The sequence below is a fragment of the Coprococcus aceti genome (assembly GCF_025567285.1).
Classification (GTDB): domain Bacteria; phylum Bacillota; class Clostridia; order Lachnospirales; family Lachnospiraceae; genus Coprococcus; species Coprococcus aceti.
This window is the reverse complement of record NZ_JAOQJT010000005.1, coordinates 50,113-69,471: the sequence shown is the minus strand read 5'-3', so window position 1 is coordinate 69,471 and position 19,359 is coordinate 50,113. Positions and strand designations below refer to the sequence as shown.

Sequence of the window (19,359 nt, the reverse complement as noted above, 5' to 3'; positions counted from 1 at the left end):
CTTCCTATGCTTGCTGACGTCTTCTATTCCAATACTTTTCCAACAATATGATTATAGCATTTATCACAATTGTTCCTACACCTACCATTGCACATTTTAAAACAAACATTAACCAATTATTGCAATTGGGGAATCGAAAAAATGCCCAATACATTAAAAAGACTTGAATAAAGCAAGTCAAAAAATGTTCTATAATTGAAGAATAAAATGTAGTCAGCTTTTCTCTTAGGCAAAACGCCGCATAAATTGGAGTATCAAAAAAATGAACATAATTAAGCACCAACGTTGTAAGAACAACAGCATATGCACCAAGGCTTGTATATTTAATCAAAATATACATTGAAATAACATTGATTATACCAGTTGTAATTGTTATAAAGCATGGAAGTTTTAATTTCTTTGTAAGTGTAAACACATAATACAAAGGTTTTACCACACCTATAATAATATCACTCATCAAAACAATTACTGCAATTATGTATAAAAACTCAGTATTTTGAGTAGGAAGCCATAATCGGAATAAATCCCTACCACAGACAACAAACCCCGTAAATATTATATTTGAAATCATTCCAGTAGTTTTCATTGCCTTTTTTAGCTCTGAAACTAATGTTTTTATATTTCCTGATGCATATACTTGCAGAAGCTTTGGTCTAAACGAATTCGTTGCAGACTCTAGTAATGAGTTACAAATCGTTCCCAAACTTTTCCCAATCGATATCTCTCCCATTATAGATGGAGAAAGCATAAGATTTGTTACAATCAAATCCAATCCACTATTAAGAATATTACCAAAATTATTAATTGAATTCCATATTCCCAATGAAATAAGCTTTTTTACCGCAACCGTATCAAATTTTGAAATGTTAAATCTCAATTCACTTGTAAGTACTCTAGTATAGTGTATATTCGTTACAAACACATACACACTTGCAATCAGCAATGCTATACCAACATACCAAATTCTCGTACCAAATATTCCAAATAAAAAAATCAAGAAAAATCCTTGTACTAAGTAACTAATACTTTTCTGTCGTTCTGAAAAGCTAATTCTATTTGTTATAAATGTTCCAACAGAAAAAACTGTGCCAATAATAGTAATCGTATATCGTAACAATGTTAATACAAATAATATTTTTACATCGAAAACTAATTCTTCTGAAATATTTAAAATACGTTCTAAGTTAAATATTGTAGGTATACCAATTGCAATAATAAATATAGACAACACAGTATCTGCAATGATAACCGAGTTAAAATATTTATTTGCCTCTTCTATATTTCCCTTGTGAAACGCTATTGATATATATCTACACGCAAACGCATTTAATGCAATTGAAATTACATCTATATAAGATGTAAGCGTATTTGACAAAGTCACAAAACCAAAAGCCTCTGCTCCAGCAGTATTTGTAACATACGATGTCATAAAAAAAGTTATGGCGTAATTTACAGCAACCGCCACTATAGACCATATCATATTAAATGCAATTAGTTTATTATCATTATATTTCTTAATCATTATTAGCTCCTACTTGTATTCTTTTCAATCTTGGATTTTTCAAATACATTCCAAAATACAAAATAAACACGTTTGATGCTACTGGAAGATATTGGTTTTCCATACACGAAATAATCAAAATTATAATCAAACTCAAGCATCCCCATTTATCATTTTTTGCGGCGTAAATTATAGCTACTACTATTACATATAAATATATAAATAATGAAATAATTCCATAGTTTAGATAAATATACAAGTATAAGATATCTGATCCAACCAATGCATGAGACATTCCCTGTGATAAAACATCTTCCCACGCATATGTTTGGATTCCCGCACCAAACAACGATGGCTTATAATATTTAAGAGTTAACTGCCCCAATTCCAAGCGAGAGTTAAATAGCATGTTAAGTATGCTCATTTTAGAGTTGTTGGAATTATAGTTTGCGGTCAAATAAAACATCCCAGCAATCATAGATACAGCAACTATTACAATTAAATATCTTTGAATTTTGCTAAAGTTCTTATTTTTCCTGCGCTTATATACCAAACGGAATAATGTTAGTATTATTACCATTGCGATTCCCAATTCACTGCTTCTTGAATCTGTTAATTTATATGTTACAACAAGCATAAAAAATTGAAAAATCATGTCCTTCAAGTTAAGCTTTTCTCTTCTGATATAGGCAAGATAAAGCACTATTAAAAAAAGCATTGCCCCTAAACGATTCGGATGTGCAAATCCCATTGAATATCTAACAACTCCACCTGTACGAGCAGTCGTTACGTTTTTTACAATATTGCAACAGCATAGTATTACAAGCATTAAGGTAAAAGAAATTTTGGCAGTTAGATCAATTCTAATTATTTTTTCAAAACTAACATTTTTTACGCATATAGTCACCATGAGAAAATTAAGCATAGTTGATGCAATAATATAATCTATAGACTTATTTGAAATGAGAGTTGCTATTCCAGTCAGGACGAATATAAAAGTAAGTATAAAACATCTGGTAGTATATTTAGATCTTAATAATTCAAATGCACAAAATAGATATCCCACACAATAGCAAGAGATCATAATAACACGTACACTTCTAAATTGTGTTGGTAAATATGATGTTTGCAGTAAATATCCCAAAAGGAATGCTATGTATATAATTCCTTCTATACTTTTATTATCTACTTTGATTGTTTTATTCACCTAAACACCTCCAAGATTATGTGAACCATTGTCATATCACCTTTTTTTCTACGGCGGGGTTGCCTACTATCAAAGTATTGCTATGATATTCCCCTCTTACAACACTTCCTGCACCAACTACACAATTATCACCTATTACACTATTTTTTAATATTGTAACATTTGCTCCTATCCAAACATTTTTTCCAATCATTATAGAACCAATTTTGTAGTTATCCATCCTATTCTTCGACATATAATCATGGTCATGATCAAAGATTGCACAATTTGGTCCAATATTAGTATCTGCTCCAATTGTAATTTCACCTCTGCATGTTAATATGCAATTATTATTAAACGCAACATTATCACCTATATTTAAGTTTCCACCTTTTCTAACCCTTACACTGCATCTATCCCTCAAAATCAATCCCTCAATTTTATATTTAGCCCCATTTTCACAATCAATTTGTGATGAAAACGGCAATGTTTTATTTTTAAATTTCAAAAAATTTCCATTTCTATTCAAGCGATGCTGTATCCACGCTCTATAAATAAACGTAAAAGTGCGAATCATCTTCATCTTATAGCCTCCTGATACAGTTTCCGATATCTTTCTTCTGTTTTCTCTTTTGAAAAATTATTATTCAAATACGCTCTAATTTCACTACCCATTGTTTCAACAGATTTTGGATTATCTGACCACTTCACAAATGCCTCATTTATTTTGTCTACTAACGCAGTTAAATGTTCTGATTCTTTTTCATATTCATACGAAAACATCAATTCATTAGGAAAATCTCTTACTGTTCCAACCTTAGGTATAATAACTGTTTTCCCCATCGTAAATGCCAAAACAGAACTGCCAGAATTCAAGCTACTTTTAATATCAAGAGGAATTAGCACTATGTCTGCCCAATCATAAAAGGAAAACATTTCAGAATCCTCAATAAACCTTGGAATAAAAGTCACCTTAGAAAGATGATTCACTTTGCCTTGAATCATTTTTTCATAGTCTGTGTTATTTGATTTTCCTGCAATTACAAATTCTATATTCTTTCCCTGTAATTTATTTGCTGCTTCAAGAATTAACTCTATATTTTTATACGGTCTTACACTTCCCATAAATAATATGTGCATATTACATTTCTCACTATTAGCCAATTCTGGAATACTCAATTTTTTCTCAGAATATGCACCTTCATAACTAGGGTGATACATCACTCGCACCTTTTTTTCGATTTCCTCTGTCGACAAAAAGTCTCTCAATATTTGTTTAGAATACGTACATAACACTGCAATATAATCCGATTTTTTGCACAAAAATTTCATCAAAATACGATTTATACGTTTATACTTTGTATCATGAGCTTGCTTATTATGCATTGTGTAGACTATTTTCATTCCACACCACTTATAATATTCTACTCTCAACAATTGTCTCACCAATAAAGCTATCGCTTTCCATAGTGGACAATTACCAATAGAATCAAACCAATTTAAATTTATTATCTTAATTTCTTTTGCTAATTTATGATTTTTTTTAATATCCTCCAAACCATATATTTTATATCCAGCATTTTTTATTGCCTCTGTAACTATAGATACATAAGGATTCTTATGATTTAACGGGTAATACACTACCTTATCCAATTTTTTTCTCCTTTAAAAGTAAAGTATAAATTTTTTCAAAATTGTTTGCTTGTTTTCTTATTTCAAATTCAGATAACTTTGCTAAAAGATTACGCTTGCACGCTTCTAAAAACTCATTATCGTCAAGGAAGCGATTCATTGCATTTTTCAATTCTTCACTTACACCTGGCTTAACTAATATACCAGTTTTACCTTCTTGTACAATCTCCGGTAAAGCACCAATTCTACTGGCAATAACCGGCAAACCACTTTGATATGCATCTAAAACCACTCTTCCAAATGGTTCGTTCCACAAAGAAGGGCAAATCAACACATCACATCTATTTAGCAATTCTGCAATTTGCGATTCATCTAAAAAACCGGCATACTGAATTCTTGAATCTTTTATAGCCGCATCCTTAATCTTCTGCGTTTCTTCACCTTTTCCTGCAAAAACCAGTCGGGCATTTGAGTTTTCAAGATTTTGAAATGCCTCTAGTAGAGTATCTATACCTTTATGTGCATGAAACCCCCCCAAGTATACAAATGTGATTGTACTATATTCTTTCTTTTTAGCACAATTAATAGCAACACTTTCCTTATTAAATTCACACGCATTATATACCACAATATGTTTTGACTTTTCGAAAAATCTCCTATTTTCTACCTCTTTAATCATCATATTTGATGGTGCAGTCAAAACATCCACATATTTAGTAAACTTTCGATTTATATATTGATAAACCCTACATCCAATATTAGGCTTGGTACAAAGTACATTATTTTTTTTCAATAAATTCGTTTTGAAACACATTAAATAATAGTCTCTAATTGTATGCACTGTATGTATTCCATATTCTTTTGCTGTTTTCCATATAATTGGTGTGATTTCATAAATATTGTTTGTGTGAATTATATCTGGCTTTTCTTTCCTTATAACATCAACAATTATATTTCGATTCATAGGATTCCAAAAATCTAAAGCTCTGTGAAAAAGCATAGTGACAACATTCTTATTTACCTTTCCATATGAATGATAAATAGAATGGAATTTTCTTCTAAAGACTTTTATGCCATCAACAATTTCATCATTATCGGCGTCACCTGATGCTAATACTATAATTTCATTTCCATCAGCTTGTAACGCCTCAGCTAACTTTTTTACACTATATTCTGCTCCACCCTTAACTTCAGGATAATAAAATGTATTTACCAATAATATTTTCATCTACTTAATTCACCTATATATTTTACTAATTGTATTCTTCCAATAAAATCTTCTCAAATTTTATAGCTTCTGTTTCCCAACTATACTTACTCGCTTGAATGATTCCTTTTTCTTTTACTAGATTGATCTGAATTTGGGTAAGATTCATAACAGATACTATCTGTTTCTTCAATTCTTCCAAATTTCGATTTTCAAAATAAAAAGCCGAATCGCCAAGGACCTCTGGTAATGATGCAGCATCAGAAGAAATCACCGGAACTCCCATAGACATAGCCTCTATAGGAGGTACTCCAAATCCCTCATATACTGACGGAAATACGAAAACTTGTGCATTTTTGTATACATAAGGTAGTAAATTATCATCTACAAATCCAGTAAAATGAATTCTGTTGATGATTTTCTCATCAAGATCAGAAAGCAAATCATCTATCAACCAGCCTTTTCTTCCAGCTAAAACTAAATTGGTATCTATTTTCTTCTCTTGGATAAGATTGCTAAACGCATCAACCAAAAGTCGCATATTTTTTCTTGGCTCTAAAGTCGAAAGGCAAAGAATATAATTCTCTGGAAGTCCATACGCTTCTTTAGCCTTAAGATCCTGATCTTTTTCATAATTGAAATTAGCAAAGCAATCCGATAATCCATCGTAAATTACTGCAATTTCATCAGACTTCTTTTTCAAAATCTTTGAAATTCGATTTTTTGAGAAATGCGACACTGTAACGACTCTCTTATGTCCATGGGCAGCTTTTCTATACATGATCTTAAAATAAAGTGTCATGTATTTTTTATTCTTACTAGGGCAGTCCCAACACCCCACATCATGAATTGCACTTATTGCATTTCTATTAAAGAAGAAAAATGGTGCTGGAAATGCCGGAAAGAAATAATAGTCTGCTTTTATAGTCGCTAACCTTAGCGGCAATTGCACCTGATTAAAAATTAGTTTATTCTTTCCATTTATAACAATATTCTTAACGTTATTCTGCTCTATTAAAAATTCTTTGTGTACCTCATTTTTAAAAAGAAGTGTATACTCAATATCTCTTCTACTTTGATCAGAAATCAATTCTTTTGTAATACTGAGCGCAAATCGCTCAATTCCAGAAAAGTTATCTGCAAGAGAGGTCAAATCTATTAATACTCTCATCTCTGTCCTTTCTCAGTTGATTTTAAATCCCATTTTACAAAACAAAGTAAGCATCAACTCTGTAACAACTATCCAGTTTATTTTTAACAGAAAAACCGGAATTGCTTTAATGTTTTTTGTACCAATGATTTCTTTTACCTTAAGTCGATCCCATTGCTTTATAACCAAGACATTTAAATGATAAGCTTTCAGTATCTTACGTTTCTCAGCAAATGACAACCTCTTATCTTTCGCTAAGGCGTAACCAATTTGAACGGAAGAAAGTATGTACTCCCCTCCCCATAATCCATATGTATTCATCCCCTTTGATTTCAGTTCAAAACTCAACTCATTCTTTGCCTTAATAAGCTGCAGCTTTCCTGAAATCATTCGATTAACATCTAGATTGTATGTTTCTATTGCTGAGCCGTCATTGTTATGAAGATAATATAATGGCTCATCTATCGTATAAATCACATCAGCTACTGCAAGATATTTATTTGTAAAAATTGTATCCTCCCCTACATGTAAATCCCTTCTGAAAAATATATTTTCTTTTCGGATTATCTCAAGTGAATACATCATACGCCACGGACCATTCAGTTCTTTTCCTTGGCGCATTCCACACTTGCCCGAAAGATACCTTTTTAAGTCTGCTATTGATGTTCCAAATGAATTCGGCAGTATCTGCTCCAGTATTTCTTCTTTTTTATACACGCACTTTCTATAAGAAAACTCATGCTTAGACACGTTCCCATCTCTACGCACAGATGCATAATTATAGCAGACAGTATCTGTGTCAGCTTTTACCTTTGATACACATTTTTCAACAATTTGTGTCTCAAATGTATCATCACAATCGAAAAAGAAACAAAACTTTCCCCTTGCCATTTTTAATGCGTCATTTCTTGCGCTACTGACTCCCTCATTCGTTCTCTTATCTATAAATTCAATTCGACTATCTACATTTGCATACTTTTTTACAATTTCTGATGTCTTGTCTTTACTTCCATCATTTATAACAATTATCTGTAAATTTTCGTAGTCTATTGCTTCTATTTGTGTAAAATAGCGTTCCAAATACTTTTCGCCATTATAAATGGGGGTGATTATTGTTACTAAGTCCATTTGCTCACCTATTTTTTTCTATATTTTATAGCTAAACCTAGAATCTTTCTATCATCTACCAAGTAACGCTTAGCCATTCGTTTAGGATCCTGTGTAATTCTAAAAAGCCATTCAAGGCCATGATTGGCCATCCATCGTGGTGCTCTTTTTATATTTCCTGCTTCAAAATCAAAGCTTGCACCCAACCCAAATGAAATTGGAACGCCAAGCTCTTTGCAATGGTGGTACATAAACTTTTCTTGCTTTGGGCATCCCAGCCCTACAATAAGGATATCTGGTTTTGACGCCTTAATCATGTTTTTGATTTTATCCATCTCATTTTTGTTGTTTTCAAATCCAAATGGCGGTGAATAAGTTCCAACGACCTGTAATCCTTTGTATTTCATAGTAAGATTCTCTGCAGCTCTTTTTGCTACTCCCTCTGCAGCTCCTAAAAAAAACATCTTATACCCTTTTGCAGCAGCCATATTACAAAGGAGAGGGAATAAATCTGATCCAGATATTTTTTCTTTAATTGGTGTTCCATACCAATTAGCTATCCATAATAGAGGCTTTCCATCTGTTAAAATCAAAGCAGCATTCTTATAAACTTCTTGTAATTCCCTATTTGTTTCAAGCTGCACTATATGATCTACATTTGGAGTAACCACATATGCACTTTTATTTTCTTGAATCAATTGATTGATTGCCTGCAACGTTTCCTGCATTGTCAAATTATCAATCTCTGTATTCATAAATTTCATTCTTGCCATTCTTATCCTCACCACAATTCATTTTTAATATTGTATTGCGTCATTTTTCACTCTATCGAACATTTCACTTTGTCTGTAACGCTAATTTCATCGCCTAACTGAACTTCTATCATATCAATCGCAGTAATTGCTTCAACAGTGTGCTTTCTTCCTGCTGGTATCTTTATGACATCTCCAGCATTAACAAGCTGTACATTACCATCCACCGTCACCTTACCATTACCGGAAACTACTGTCCAAACTTCTTCGCGATGGTTGTGCATATGATATGTCATATGCTCGCCAGCTCTCATAGAAACTTTTATAGTCATAGAACCTGGCTGTACATCTATAACTGTATAGTCTCCCCACGACTTCTCTGCATACATTGCCTCAGTCTCTATTTTTTCAACATATGGCTTCATGTACCCACTACGTTCTTTGTCTGAAATTAATATCCCATCACCGCTGGCTGCAACGATCATATCCTTGCAACCCATACAGAGAATCGGAATATTTAATTCATTAACCACATTTGTGTTTTCGCAGGTCTCGTCTAAAATAACTTTACCCTTAGTCTTATCTGCCATGACCTCGGCCATCATATTCCAAGTTCCGACATCCTTCCAATCCCCACTATAGCGCAGAACCTGAATGCTTTGTTCTTTCTCAACCACAGCATAATCAAAGCTTATTTTTGTCAATGTCTCATACTTATTGAACATATCATTGTAATCAACAAAATCAATCATGCTGTGAGCTTTATCCAACAAATATCCCAACTTAAATGCAAATATTCCCGCATTCCATAACGCATTCTGTGCAAGATACTTCTTTGCGGTCTCCACATCCGGTTTTTCTTTAAATTCCCTTACTCTGCTGACATTTTCACCATTTTCAGGAATAATATACCCATATTTCTCACTAGGATATGTAGGTTCTATTCCCATTAGAGTCAAATTAGCATCTCCCTGACCAGCTAATTCCTGTAATGTCTTAACTGCTTCATAATAAGTATTGTCCACATATGGATCAACCGGGCATACAACAACAGCCTCATCTTCTGCAACTCCTAACTTGTCGTGTAAATAAACAGCAGCAAGTGCAATTGCTGGAAATGTATCACGTCGACAAGGCTCCACACAGATAGCTGTTCGTTCCCCTAATTGATTTTTTATAGCACTTGCCTGTGATTTACTTGTTGCAATTGTTACTTTAGCCTCTGAATCTACAGTGGTAATCTGTCGATACACGCGCTGTACCATGGATTCATATTCGTCACCATTCTTAAACAACTTAATAAACTGCTTACTGCGTACATCATTTGAAAGAGGCCAAAGGCGCTTACCCGAACCTCCCGAAAGTAAAATAATATTCATGTCTCATTCCCTCCTCATTCCTACTACTTCGATCCTTCCCTACCAAGCACTACCTTGATAGTCTTCAGCACTATCCTCACATCAAGCCCAAAGCTCCAGTTCTCTATATACTCCGTATCCAGTCTCACGACCTCCTCGAAGTCCGTGATATCACTCCTACCACTAACCTGCCACATACCAGTGATTCCAGGTTTAGTAGCAAGTCGGCTCTTGTGGTGCATATCATACTGCTCCACCTCAGAGATAAGTGGTGGTCTTGTTCCAACCAGTGACAGATCCCCTTTTAGCACATTGAAGAACTGTGGGAACTCATCTATGGAGAAGTCTCTGATATACTGACCTATTCCCTTCTTCTTGGTGCCGTCCGGCAGGATCTTGTTGCCTATGACTCTCGGGTCAAAGTCCATCTTGAACATCTTCGAATCGCTCATGGTGTTCTGCGCCATGAGTTCCTTCTTGCGCTCCTCAGCGTCCATGTACATGCTTCGGAACTTGTACATCTTGAATATCTTGCCGTTCAGTCCCACTCTCTCCTGCTTGAAGAAGATCGGTCCCGGGGACTTGATGTATATGATAGGTCCTATAAATATGGTGAGGATGAGCGTGAATATGCTGCCCACCAGACCTCCTATTATATCTGCCGTTCTCTTGAGCAACATCTGCTTTGGTGTTGCGTAGTTCATCATGGTCGTGACCACGGTCTCACCATTTATCTTCTGGATGAGCTGCTTGTCGCCGTGGGTCCTCACGATGGATGATATGCACATGTGAACTGTGATGCCGCCCTCGATAAATGCGTCTATCAGGGTGTTCGCATATCCGTATGCTCCACGCACATCCACGTATATCTCGTCCACCCATGCGGTTCTCACATAATCAACTGCACTGTTGTAATCCGCCACCACCGGCACTCCCTGGATCTCCTGACCGATGAGATTGGCATCTATCACCATGACTCCTACTATATCAAACCCGGAGTAGTTCTTCTCCTTGAGGCCTGCCACCACTTCATCTGCTACATGTCTGGTGGTCATGACCAGGAGCTTCTTGCCCTTGCCATGCTCTGCATATTTCGCGAGATGCTTCTTCCACAGGCTCCTCACTGCAAATGTAGCATATACGTATATGGCCCACATGAGCAGTATAGTAGTTCTGGAATATATAGATGTATCCTTGAGGACAAACACATACAGAAGGAGCAGTGCAACTATCACGAAACCGTTCTTGAAGCTGGATATGAATTCCTTGAAGTATCCTCTTCTGATGACGCCCTCATATGTATTCAGAAATATCATGGCTACTATATCCGCCAGCTCCGTGATAATAGCCAACGCGAGATAGTCTCTGTTCGCATACGGATTTACCATGCCGTGTCTGATCTGGAATGCCACAAGAAATGACAATTGAAGTACTATAAGATCCAGCAGCATGAAGTCAAAGTGCTTCAGCCAGCCTTTTGCGCCTTTCTGATACATAATTTTCTCTCCTCATCCTCTGTCGTCAGGGTCATATTTGTGCCCGCATGACCCGGTCTGTTGATTCATACATGAAATGACTCAGCCCGTGTGATTGTCGGCTGAACCTTTTCATCTGTAAACCATGATACGCATTAAATGGTCTGTTATTTATCACCCACACTGGCGGCGCGGAACGTCCTGTGGCATGGACATTCGTTTTGCGCCACCGGCTAGGGCTTGGAACTATTTAACATAGCAGGTTGATTATTTAACCTTGTAAATAATTGACTTGCTGTATGCCTTGTAGTTCTTTGTTGCAGCAACCTTAACAGTGATTCTTACCTTTGTGCCCTTCTTGACACCCTTACCAACAGTAATCTTGCCATTCTTAACCTTGACCTTCTTATTGGCTGACTTGTAAGTAACCTTTGCCTTTGCCTTAACACCAGATACAGTGATCTTCTTCTTAGAAGCATTTACCTTAACCTTAACAGACTTCTGAGCAGCCTTGTTAATTGTGTAGTAAATTGTCTTTGTACCCTTGTAGTTGTTGATACCCTTTACGGTAATCTTATACTTGCCAGCGTTCTTAGCCCTAGTTACACCAGTAATCTTGTAATCAGTACCTCTCTTAAGAACTGTGTTACCATACTTAACTGTAACCTTGGTTGTCTGATTCTTAGCATTGTATGTCTTTGCAGCAGCAGTAGCCTTGTAGCTCTGCTGTGCGTTAACTGTGTACTTAACTGTTGTATCGCCTGAATAGTTACCTATTCCCTTGATCTTAACTGTGTATGTACCAGCCTTTGTTGCCTTAAGGCTTCCTGAAACGACTTTGAAATCCTTGTTCAGGGTAAGTGTCTTACCGTTAACAACAATTGTTGTTGTCTGGCTCTTTGCATTGTATGTAAGCGACTTTGCTGTAGCAGACTTAACGTTTACCTTAGTTGGTGATGATGTAGCTGCAAATGCAACTGTTGGCACCATCATTGCGATACATACAACTATAGCCAAAAGCTTCTTTAAATTCTTCACAATAAATTCCTCCTTCCCAAAAAGTTCTATTGTATTGAATATATGATAAAACGCCCTGCACGCCACTATACATGGCGTTATATCCAAAGTGAATTATTTTGACGGGGTGCTGTCGCTGGCGGCTGCAGCCTCTTTGCCGTAAGTGCCATAACCATAGCCGTACTGGCTATAGTATTTGCCATACTTGCCGTAGTATTTCTTGTATGCTCTCCCCGTTGTCTGGGCTCTGTTGAGTATGACTCCAAGCAGCGTACAACCTACCTGGTCAAGCTGCTGGAATGACTGTTTGATGAGACTTCTTGATGTCTCACCTGCTCTGACTACCAGAGCTGCGCCATCGCACAGTGATGCGATCTGAGCGGCATCCGCCACACTGCCAAGCGGTGGCGAGTCTATAATGACATACCTATATGTCTCTGCCAGCTTGTCAAGAAGCTCTGCAAATCTAGCATCCTCCAGAAGAGCCGATGGATTCTCCAGAAGGTTCATACAAGGTACGATGTATGCATTTTCTACCTGTGTTTCATAGATGACATCCTCCATCTCGGACTGTCCCGAAAGGAAATATCCAAGATCCGGAAGCTTGTCAGCATCCTTTATGTGATGTCTGTCCTTTATGACTGACTTACGAAGATCCACATCCACCAGCACTGCAGGGAATCCTGCCTCAGCGAGCATCTTCCACAGGTTGATCGCTACGCTGCTCTTGCCCTCATTTGGCATGCTGCTGGTTATGAGTATCTTTCTTGTGTTCTTGCCACAGAACTTTATGTTGATCCTGAGACGGTTCATCGCCTCCTCCACTGCATATGGGAGTTCCTGAAACTCTATGTTAAGCTTCTTCATGCTCTGACCCTCTCTTTCCTGTTGTGTTTCTTTCCAAATTCATCCTCTGTGTCGTCTGTCCTGAACTGATCACTCTCAGGTATTGTCGTGAGCGGTACTATTCCGAAATACTTCTCCATGTCGTCTGCTGAGTGGATCGTGTCATCCATCAGGTATCCCACAATGACGATCAGGCAGTAGATGAGTGCTCCAAGCAATGCACCTATGGCGGTGTACTTAAGGTAGCTTGGTCCGACCTTCTGGTCTGCTACCCTTGCAACCTGGGCTATGTTAGGTGCGCTTGTGCTCATGGTATCCGGGAGATACTCTATCGACACGTTTGCCAGTGTATTTGCAATGTCACATGCCTGCTGCTTGTCAGTGCTTGTGACCGTGATCTTCAGGACTCGTGTGTCTGAAGGATTCTCAAGGGTTATCATCTTGGCAAGCCCCTCTGAGTCCATATCAAGGCCGAGCTTTTCGATGACCTGGTCGAGAACCGGATAGCTGAGTATCAAGTCTTCGTAATCCTTGGTAAGGGATGAACCGATGTTAAGGTCCTGGAGATTTACTATGGAATCATCTGATGCTGATACCACGTACAGCTTGGCTGTCGACTGGTATGTCGGCTTGATCAGGAAGTATGCAAATGCGTTGAACAGCACCGCACCGATCAGGAAGCACAGTATGATGTATGGGAGCTTCTCAAGAAGCGCCATTCCCATGTCCAGGAGATCGATCTCGTTTTCATCATCCTCTGTATTCTTGTATGTGTTCACTGCGGCTATCTGTGTGGTCTCATCCTGCACAGCAGCCATTTTCTTGTTGGAATTCATATATTCCCTCCATCCGTTTTTTGTATCTATATCCCCTGCATCAAATGTGTGATGCTAGTTATATTCCTTGTAGAACAGCTCTACGATTGCCTGCTGAAGGCTATCCGCATCCGGCTCCACCTCGACAAATCCGAGATCATCTACGGTCTCTGTTCCAGCTATCGACACCGTTCCGGCGTCCTTTTCCTTGAGAACAAGGAGTGCCAGCTTGGAGAACTTCTGTGAGCTGATGTCAGTCACCATGTAATCTCCCAGTGCGTCATATATTGTCAGTGGATATGTGTTATCCTCGCTGCACTTTGCCGCCAGGTTATCCTTGAGTCCTGCCTTGTACACCTCCTGACGCTTCATTCGCTGGGTGTTGGATTCATCTCCCACATCGAATCTGTCATGGATAAAATGTACTGCCTGCTCATCGGTCAGTGTGATGGTCTCTCCCTGCTTCATGGTCTTATCCACCTTGGAGAAATCATCCTCTATGGTAACCGTGACTCCGCCAGCCAGATTGTTGATGGTTCCTATGGCCCCCATATTCACCGCTGCGTATCCGTCTATCTTCTGGCCGCCAAGGAAGTTTGACACCGCCTTGACCACGTTCTCGCAGCTTATCTCCATTCCGTCACCATTCTCATGTGCCAGAGCAAGCTGCGCCGGGCTCGTTGCAACGTAGGTTCCGTCGGGATCCAGTGTATCCTGCTCCACTATGGTATTTCTGTCTATGCTCAGCGTCTTGTATGTTCCATCTGTCAGGTCTCTGACCATCAGCATGACCACATCGCATCGGCCTGCCCCCTCATAATCGGTGACTTTCTGAACCTTGCCCATGTTGTCGATTCCCATAAAAAGATATGTTTCTATATTCTTCTTTGGAACGTATTTGACTCCGTCCACCTCGATCATGCCTTCGACCGCCTGTGTGCCCGATGCATTGTGTGATGCATTTCCTTTTGTCGGTCTGAGTGCTATCGCCAGTGCAATGCATACGACCAGTATGGCTGTGATCACAAGTCCAAGCTTCTTGTATATTCTCTTTTTTTCTGATAGTGTTCTGTTCCTGTATGACATATGTATCACCTCTTCGGAATGTAATGTGCTATCTCAGAACGTTCAGCATAAGCAGGTCTGTTCCCGCTGTAGGCCACTTCTTCTCGCACACAATAAGACCACACAGTATTATGAACAGCACAATACTGATGATTATCGCTGTCTTCTTAGACATGTTGTTGTCCTCCATCTATCTGTTTATCTTTTACATGTTTCGTTGTTATTGCTGATTATGGGTGTATCTGATGTTCTTTAAGGAGCTTTGTTCCGTAGCTGTCCATGTTCTCCAGAAATTCATGTCCCAGCTTCTTCTCCAGCACCTCGCGGCCCAGCCACAAGTTCGGCACCCTGTGATGCATACCATGGCAGTCGCTTCCTATGATGTGTGCCTGTCCTTTCTTGAACATCTTGAGCATTTTGCCCTTCTGTCTGAAATCCAGAAGTGTCTCCGCATTCACCTGCACCGTAACTGGCAGTTCAAGGATCTGTCTCACATATGGCTTGTTGCCTGGTATCTGTAAGAATCGCTCTATATGAGCTAGTATGATATGGAAATGTCTCTTCTCAATTAAGTCTCGTACTTCCTGCACTACCGAATCACTCCATGTCACAAACGGCATCTCCAGCAACATGATATCAGTTCCTTCTACTTTTAGTGCATCCGTTTTCTCCGCTCTGCTTATTCCTGCAAAGAACGCGACCTCTGCCCCCATTATAATTTGCGGTATGTCCATATTCTCAGCCATGACTTTATCATATGCTTTCTGTCTTGAATCAATGAACCTCTCCACAGTATTTGAATCAGCATAAAAGTGCGGCGTCGCTATCATAGTATCCACGCCGTGCTCTTTGCACATCCGAAGCATGCCTATAGATGTCTCGACATTCCTGCTGCCGTCGTCTATACCCGGCAGTATATGTGAATGAAAATCTATAACACCCATGTTTTCCTCCTGTTTTCTTTATAAAAAACTATAAATATTTATATAGGAAAATTCTTTATCCATGCTCACACCCTAATTTAACAGTTTCTTCACAATTTTTCAATTCCATTTGCGATTTAAAATCGACAAAAATCCTCGTTGATTTTTTGCTTAACTATACAATTTGTATAAACCACTTTATTTTCTTAATCCAATTTCTTCCATAATAAAAAAGCGGAATATGATATTTCATATCCCGCCGTGTCAATCTGTTCTTTATTCTATTATACATACATCTCCGAGCCGTTGCCCAGGCAGTATATTCCAAGCTGTCCGCCCTTGCCGCACCCGCAGTCGATGGCAACGTTGTTGTTCTTCTTAACGATCTTGCCCTCACCGCCGAGCTCTGTGGTTGGCACATGTCCAACGACGAGTGTTCTGTTCTTGTAATATGTCTTGTCCAGGTCTGCTGGCTCTGTGATGAAGTCCTCTGTGTCGTACTCATCCAGTTCCTTCTTCGGATCGAAGTTTCTTATTCCGGCGTGAACCAGCACAAATTTCTTTCTCGCCATCATCACTTCGAGGAACGCTTCCTCAGAAATCTCATCTATATACTCTATGACATCCTCACGCTCTTCATCGTCAAGCTGCAGGAACTCCTCCACCGCACCTGAGAGCTCTTCTCCAAGCATGGATGTTATCTTGTCTACCAGCATCTGTGGTGGCACCTCACCTGTGGACTGGATATGGTCATTCAGTGCCTTGAGTGCCTGTGTGATCTTGTACTCGTTCTCACCGACAACTGCGATGACATTATCTCTGCTCATCATATCCTGAAGTATCTTCATGGATCCGCCGCCTGCTCCGATTATATTGCCAAGGACATACAGGACATCCTCGCCCTCAAGAGTGCTGATGACTGCCTCCTCGTTCATGATGTCCTCTTCCTTTATATCGTCAAGGTTCTGAAACTTAAGTTTCTTGAGTGCTCTCTTGTATGCCTCATAATCCCCGTTAATTCCTGAAATAGCATAAAACATGTCTATCATCCTCCTAAGTCTTTTCCTTCTGCCGACTGTGAGCCTGTCCGTTCACGTCCTGACTATTATAACATATTTTCCATATCCTGTAGATATGTATGCGTATTTTTTGAGGGAGGTTTTTCGACGTTTCATGAGCGTCTGCCAAGTTCCCAGAATGCCACGGCACTGGCTGCAGCCACATTCAGGCTGTCCACTCCGTGATACATTGGTATCTTCACTGTGTAGTCGCTGGAATCTATGGTCTCTGTCTTGAGGCCTTCTCCCTCGGTTCCCAGTATTACTGCAAGTCTGTCGATCTGCTTCAGCTCCGGGTCGTGTATATCTATCGTGTCATTTCTTAGCGCCATGGATGCCGTCCTGAAGCCCATACTGTGAAGTTGTTCCATCCCAAACTCCGGCCATATGCCATGATCTGCTTTATTGTGTGCAAGACCCAGGGTGTCAAATGTAATATATGTCCACGGTATCTGGAACACCGTTCCCATGCTGACCCTTACCGCTCTCCTGTAGAGCGGGTCACTGCAGCCCGGCGTGAGCAGTACAGCATCCATCCCGAGTGCCGCCGCACTTCTAAATATCGCTCCCACATTTGTCGGGTTCATCACTTCCTCAAGCACCGCTATTCTGGCGGCATGTTCACACACGCTCTCAACAGACGGCAGCTCTGCCCTCCTCATGGCGCACAGCATCCCCCTTGTCAGGGCAAATCCCGTGAGCTTCGTGAGGACATCAAATGGTGCTGTGTATATCGGTATATCTCCGCACCGCTTTATTATATCCGCGCACTGTCCTTCCACGTGCCTGTCTTCCAATAGAATGGACACTGGCTCGTAACCCGCATCCAGTGCCCTCTCTATGACCTTTGGACTCTCAGCTATGAACAGCCCGGAAGCCGGTTCATATATGTGCGCCAGTTGATTCTCTGACATGCGCGCATATATATCAAGCTCAGGTGCCGAAAGGTCGGTTATATTTATTATTCTCATATCTGTACCTTATCCAGTGCATTTTCAAGATCTGCTATTATGTCTTTTACATTCTCAATGCCCACCGACAGTCTCACAAGATCAGGACTTACTCCTGCCGCCAGAAGCTCCTCGTCATTCATCTGTCTGTGTGTAGCTGATGCAGGATGAAGAACGCATGTATGTGCATCCGCCACATGTGTTGCTATCATCGCAACCTTGAGTTCCTTCATGAAGGCCTCCGCAGCAGCTCTTCCTCCCTTGACGCCAAATGACACAACTCCACATGTGCCGTCCGGCATATACTTCTTAGCACGCTCGTAATACTTGCTGCTCTCAAGTCCAGGATAATTTACCCAGGCTATCTTATCGTGTGCCTCGAGGAACTTCGCAACCGCCAGTGCGTTCTCACAGTGACGTGGCATACGCACGTGAAGCGACTCCAGTCCAAGATTGAGCATGTACGAATTCATAGGTGCAGGTATCGGGCCGAGATCTCTCATAAGCTGTGCCACGATCTTGTTGATATATGCGCCGCCCTGGCCGAATTTCTCTGCGTATACCACTCCGTGATATGACTCATCAGGTGTGGTGAGTCCTGGGAACTTGTCTGCGTGTGCCATCCAGTCGAATTTGCCTGAATCCACGATCGCCCCACCCACGGTTGCATCATGTCCGTCCATGTACTTCGTGGTGGAGTGTGTGACTATGTCTGCGCCCCACTCTATAGGTCTGCAGTTGATCGGTGTGGCAAATGTGTTGTCCACGATGAGTGGTACTCCGTGTGCATGTGCCGCATTTGCAAATCTCTCTATATCGAATACTATGAGTGCCGGATTGGCTATGGTCTCGCCAAACACGGCCTTGGTGTTCGGTCTGAACGCTGCCTCAAGTTCCTCGTCCGAGCAGTCAGGATCCACAAATGTGAATTCCACACCCATTCTCTTCATAGTCACAGCAAAAAGGTTGAAGCTTCCTCCGTATATGGTGGATGATGCCACAACGTGATCTCCCACTCCGGCAATGTTGAATACCGAGAAGAATGTTGCTGCCTGTCCTGACGATGTGAGCACTGCTGCCGATCCCCCCTCCAGGGCACATATCTTGGCTGCCACATAGTCATTTGTCGGATTTGCAAGTCTGGTGTAGAAATAGCCGCTCTCCTCAAGGTCAAACAGCTTACCCATATCCTCGCTCGTGTCGTACTTGAACGTTGTGCTCTGTACGATCGGTATCATTCTTGACTCCCCATTCTTAGGCTGGTATCCAGCCTGTATACACATAGTCTCTCTTTCCATTATTCCTTTATACTCCTTT

Annotated in this window: 19 protein-coding genes; all 19 read right to left on the bottom strand. The window is 39.7% G+C overall.

Annotated features, from left to right (window positions below):
- Window positions 1-4: 4 nt before the first annotated feature.
- The 19 genes from OCV54_RS08295 to OCV54_RS08205 all read right to left on the bottom strand — a co-directional run bounded on the left by OCV54_RS08295 (window position 5) and on the right by OCV54_RS08205 (window position 19,340).
- Window positions 5-1,522: a lipopolysaccharide biosynthesis protein gene (locus OCV54_RS08295; protein WP_055223496.1), complete on the bottom strand. Its 1,518-nt coding sequence runs from the start codon at window positions 1,520-1,522 to the stop codon at window positions 5-7.
- Window positions 1,515-2,708, bottom strand: coding sequence for an O-antigen ligase family protein (locus OCV54_RS08290; protein ID WP_055223494.1), 1,194 nt, complete (start codon window positions 2,706-2,708; stop codon window positions 1,515-1,517). Before OCV54_RS08290 ends, OCV54_RS08295 begins: the two co-directional genes overlap by 8 nt.
- Before the next feature lie 31 nt (window positions 2,709-2,739).
- Window positions 2,740-3,216, bottom strand: a complete 477-nt coding sequence (locus OCV54_RS08285) for an acyltransferase (protein WP_262563276.1) — start codon at window positions 3,214-3,216, stop codon at window positions 2,740-2,742.
- A 50-nt stretch (window positions 3,217-3,266) separates the two neighbouring features.
- Window positions 3,267-4,340, bottom strand: a complete 1,074-nt coding sequence (locus tag OCV54_RS08280) for a glycosyltransferase family 4 protein (RefSeq protein ID WP_055223489.1) — start codon at window positions 4,338-4,340, stop codon at window positions 3,267-3,269.
- Window positions 4,333-5,547: a glycosyltransferase family 4 protein gene (locus OCV54_RS08275; RefSeq protein WP_055223487.1), complete on the bottom strand. Its 1,215-nt coding sequence runs from the start codon at window positions 5,545-5,547 to the stop codon at window positions 4,333-4,335. The genes OCV54_RS08280 and OCV54_RS08275 overlap by 8 nt, the downstream gene beginning before the upstream one ends.
- A 25-nt stretch (window positions 5,548-5,572) precedes the next feature.
- On the bottom strand, window positions 5,573-6,697 hold the full coding sequence (locus tag OCV54_RS08270) for a glycosyltransferase family 4 protein (RefSeq protein WP_055223485.1): 1,125 nt from the start codon (window positions 6,695-6,697) through the stop codon (window positions 5,573-5,575).
- A gap of 12 nt (window positions 6,698-6,709) precedes the next feature.
- The gene (locus tag OCV54_RS08265) at window positions 6,710-7,804 is read right to left on the bottom strand and encodes a glycosyltransferase family 2 protein (RefSeq protein WP_055223483.1); all 1,095 of its coding nucleotides are present in this window, start codon (window positions 7,802-7,804) and stop codon (window positions 6,710-6,712) included.
- An 8-nt stretch (window positions 7,805-7,812) separates the two neighbouring features.
- Window positions 7,813-8,556: a WecB/TagA/CpsF family glycosyltransferase gene (locus tag OCV54_RS08260; protein WP_055223481.1), complete on the bottom strand. Its 744-nt coding sequence runs from the start codon at window positions 8,554-8,556 to the stop codon at window positions 7,813-7,815.
- A gap of 47 nt (window positions 8,557-8,603) precedes the next feature.
- On the bottom strand, window positions 8,604-9,914 hold the full coding sequence (locus OCV54_RS08255; RefSeq protein WP_055223479.1) for a sugar phosphate nucleotidyltransferase: 1,311 nt from the start codon (window positions 9,912-9,914) through the stop codon (window positions 8,604-8,606).
- Window positions 9,915-9,937: 23 nt separating this feature from the next.
- The gene (locus OCV54_RS08250; RefSeq protein ID WP_055223478.1) at window positions 9,938-11,389 is read right to left on the bottom strand and encodes a sugar transferase; all 1,452 of its coding nucleotides are present in this window, start codon (window positions 11,387-11,389) and stop codon (window positions 9,938-9,940) included.
- Window positions 11,390-11,635: 246 nt separating this feature from the next.
- Window positions 11,636-12,406, bottom strand: a complete 771-nt coding sequence (locus OCV54_RS08245; RefSeq protein ID WP_055223477.1) for a hypothetical protein — start codon at window positions 12,404-12,406, stop codon at window positions 11,636-11,638.
- 93 nt (window positions 12,407-12,499) lie between these two features.
- On the bottom strand, window positions 12,500-13,252 hold the full coding sequence (locus OCV54_RS08240; protein ID WP_055223475.1) for a CpsD/CapB family tyrosine-protein kinase: 753 nt from the start codon (window positions 13,250-13,252) through the stop codon (window positions 12,500-12,502).
- Complete coding sequence (locus OCV54_RS08235) at window positions 13,249-14,067, bottom strand: YveK family protein (protein ID WP_015534758.1); 819 nt, start codon at window positions 14,065-14,067, stop codon at window positions 13,249-13,251. The genes OCV54_RS08240 and OCV54_RS08235 overlap by 4 nt, the downstream gene beginning before the upstream one ends.
- A gap of 54 nt (window positions 14,068-14,121) precedes the next feature.
- On the bottom strand, window positions 14,122-15,132 hold the full coding sequence (locus tag OCV54_RS08230) for an LCP family protein (protein ID WP_015534757.1): 1,011 nt from the start codon (window positions 15,130-15,132) through the stop codon (window positions 14,122-14,124).
- A 28-nt stretch (window positions 15,133-15,160) separates the two neighbouring features.
- The gene (locus OCV54_RS08225) at window positions 15,161-15,286 is read right to left on the bottom strand and encodes a hypothetical protein (protein WP_015534756.1); all 126 of its coding nucleotides are present in this window, start codon (window positions 15,284-15,286) and stop codon (window positions 15,161-15,163) included.
- Between the two features lie 55 nt (window positions 15,287-15,341).
- Window positions 15,342-16,055 (bottom strand): CpsB/CapC family capsule biosynthesis tyrosine phosphatase, encoded by a 714-nt coding sequence (locus tag OCV54_RS08220; RefSeq protein WP_055145506.1) that lies wholly within the window; start codon window positions 16,053-16,055, stop codon window positions 15,342-15,344.
- Window positions 16,056-16,318: 263 nt separating this feature from the next.
- Window positions 16,319-17,074, bottom strand: coding sequence for a metallophosphoesterase family protein (locus OCV54_RS08215; RefSeq protein WP_015534754.1), 756 nt, complete (start codon window positions 17,072-17,074; stop codon window positions 16,319-16,321).
- Between the two features lie 131 nt (window positions 17,075-17,205).
- The gene (locus OCV54_RS08210; protein WP_055223472.1) at window positions 17,206-18,063 is read right to left on the bottom strand and encodes a TrmH family RNA methyltransferase; all 858 of its coding nucleotides are present in this window, start codon (window positions 18,061-18,063) and stop codon (window positions 17,206-17,208) included.
- Window positions 18,060-19,340 (bottom strand): O-acetylhomoserine aminocarboxypropyltransferase/cysteine synthase family protein, encoded by a 1,281-nt coding sequence (locus OCV54_RS08205; protein WP_015534752.1) that lies wholly within the window; start codon window positions 19,338-19,340, stop codon window positions 18,060-18,062. Before OCV54_RS08205 ends, OCV54_RS08210 begins: the two co-directional genes overlap by 4 nt.
- Window positions 19,341-19,359: the final 19 nt, after the last annotated feature.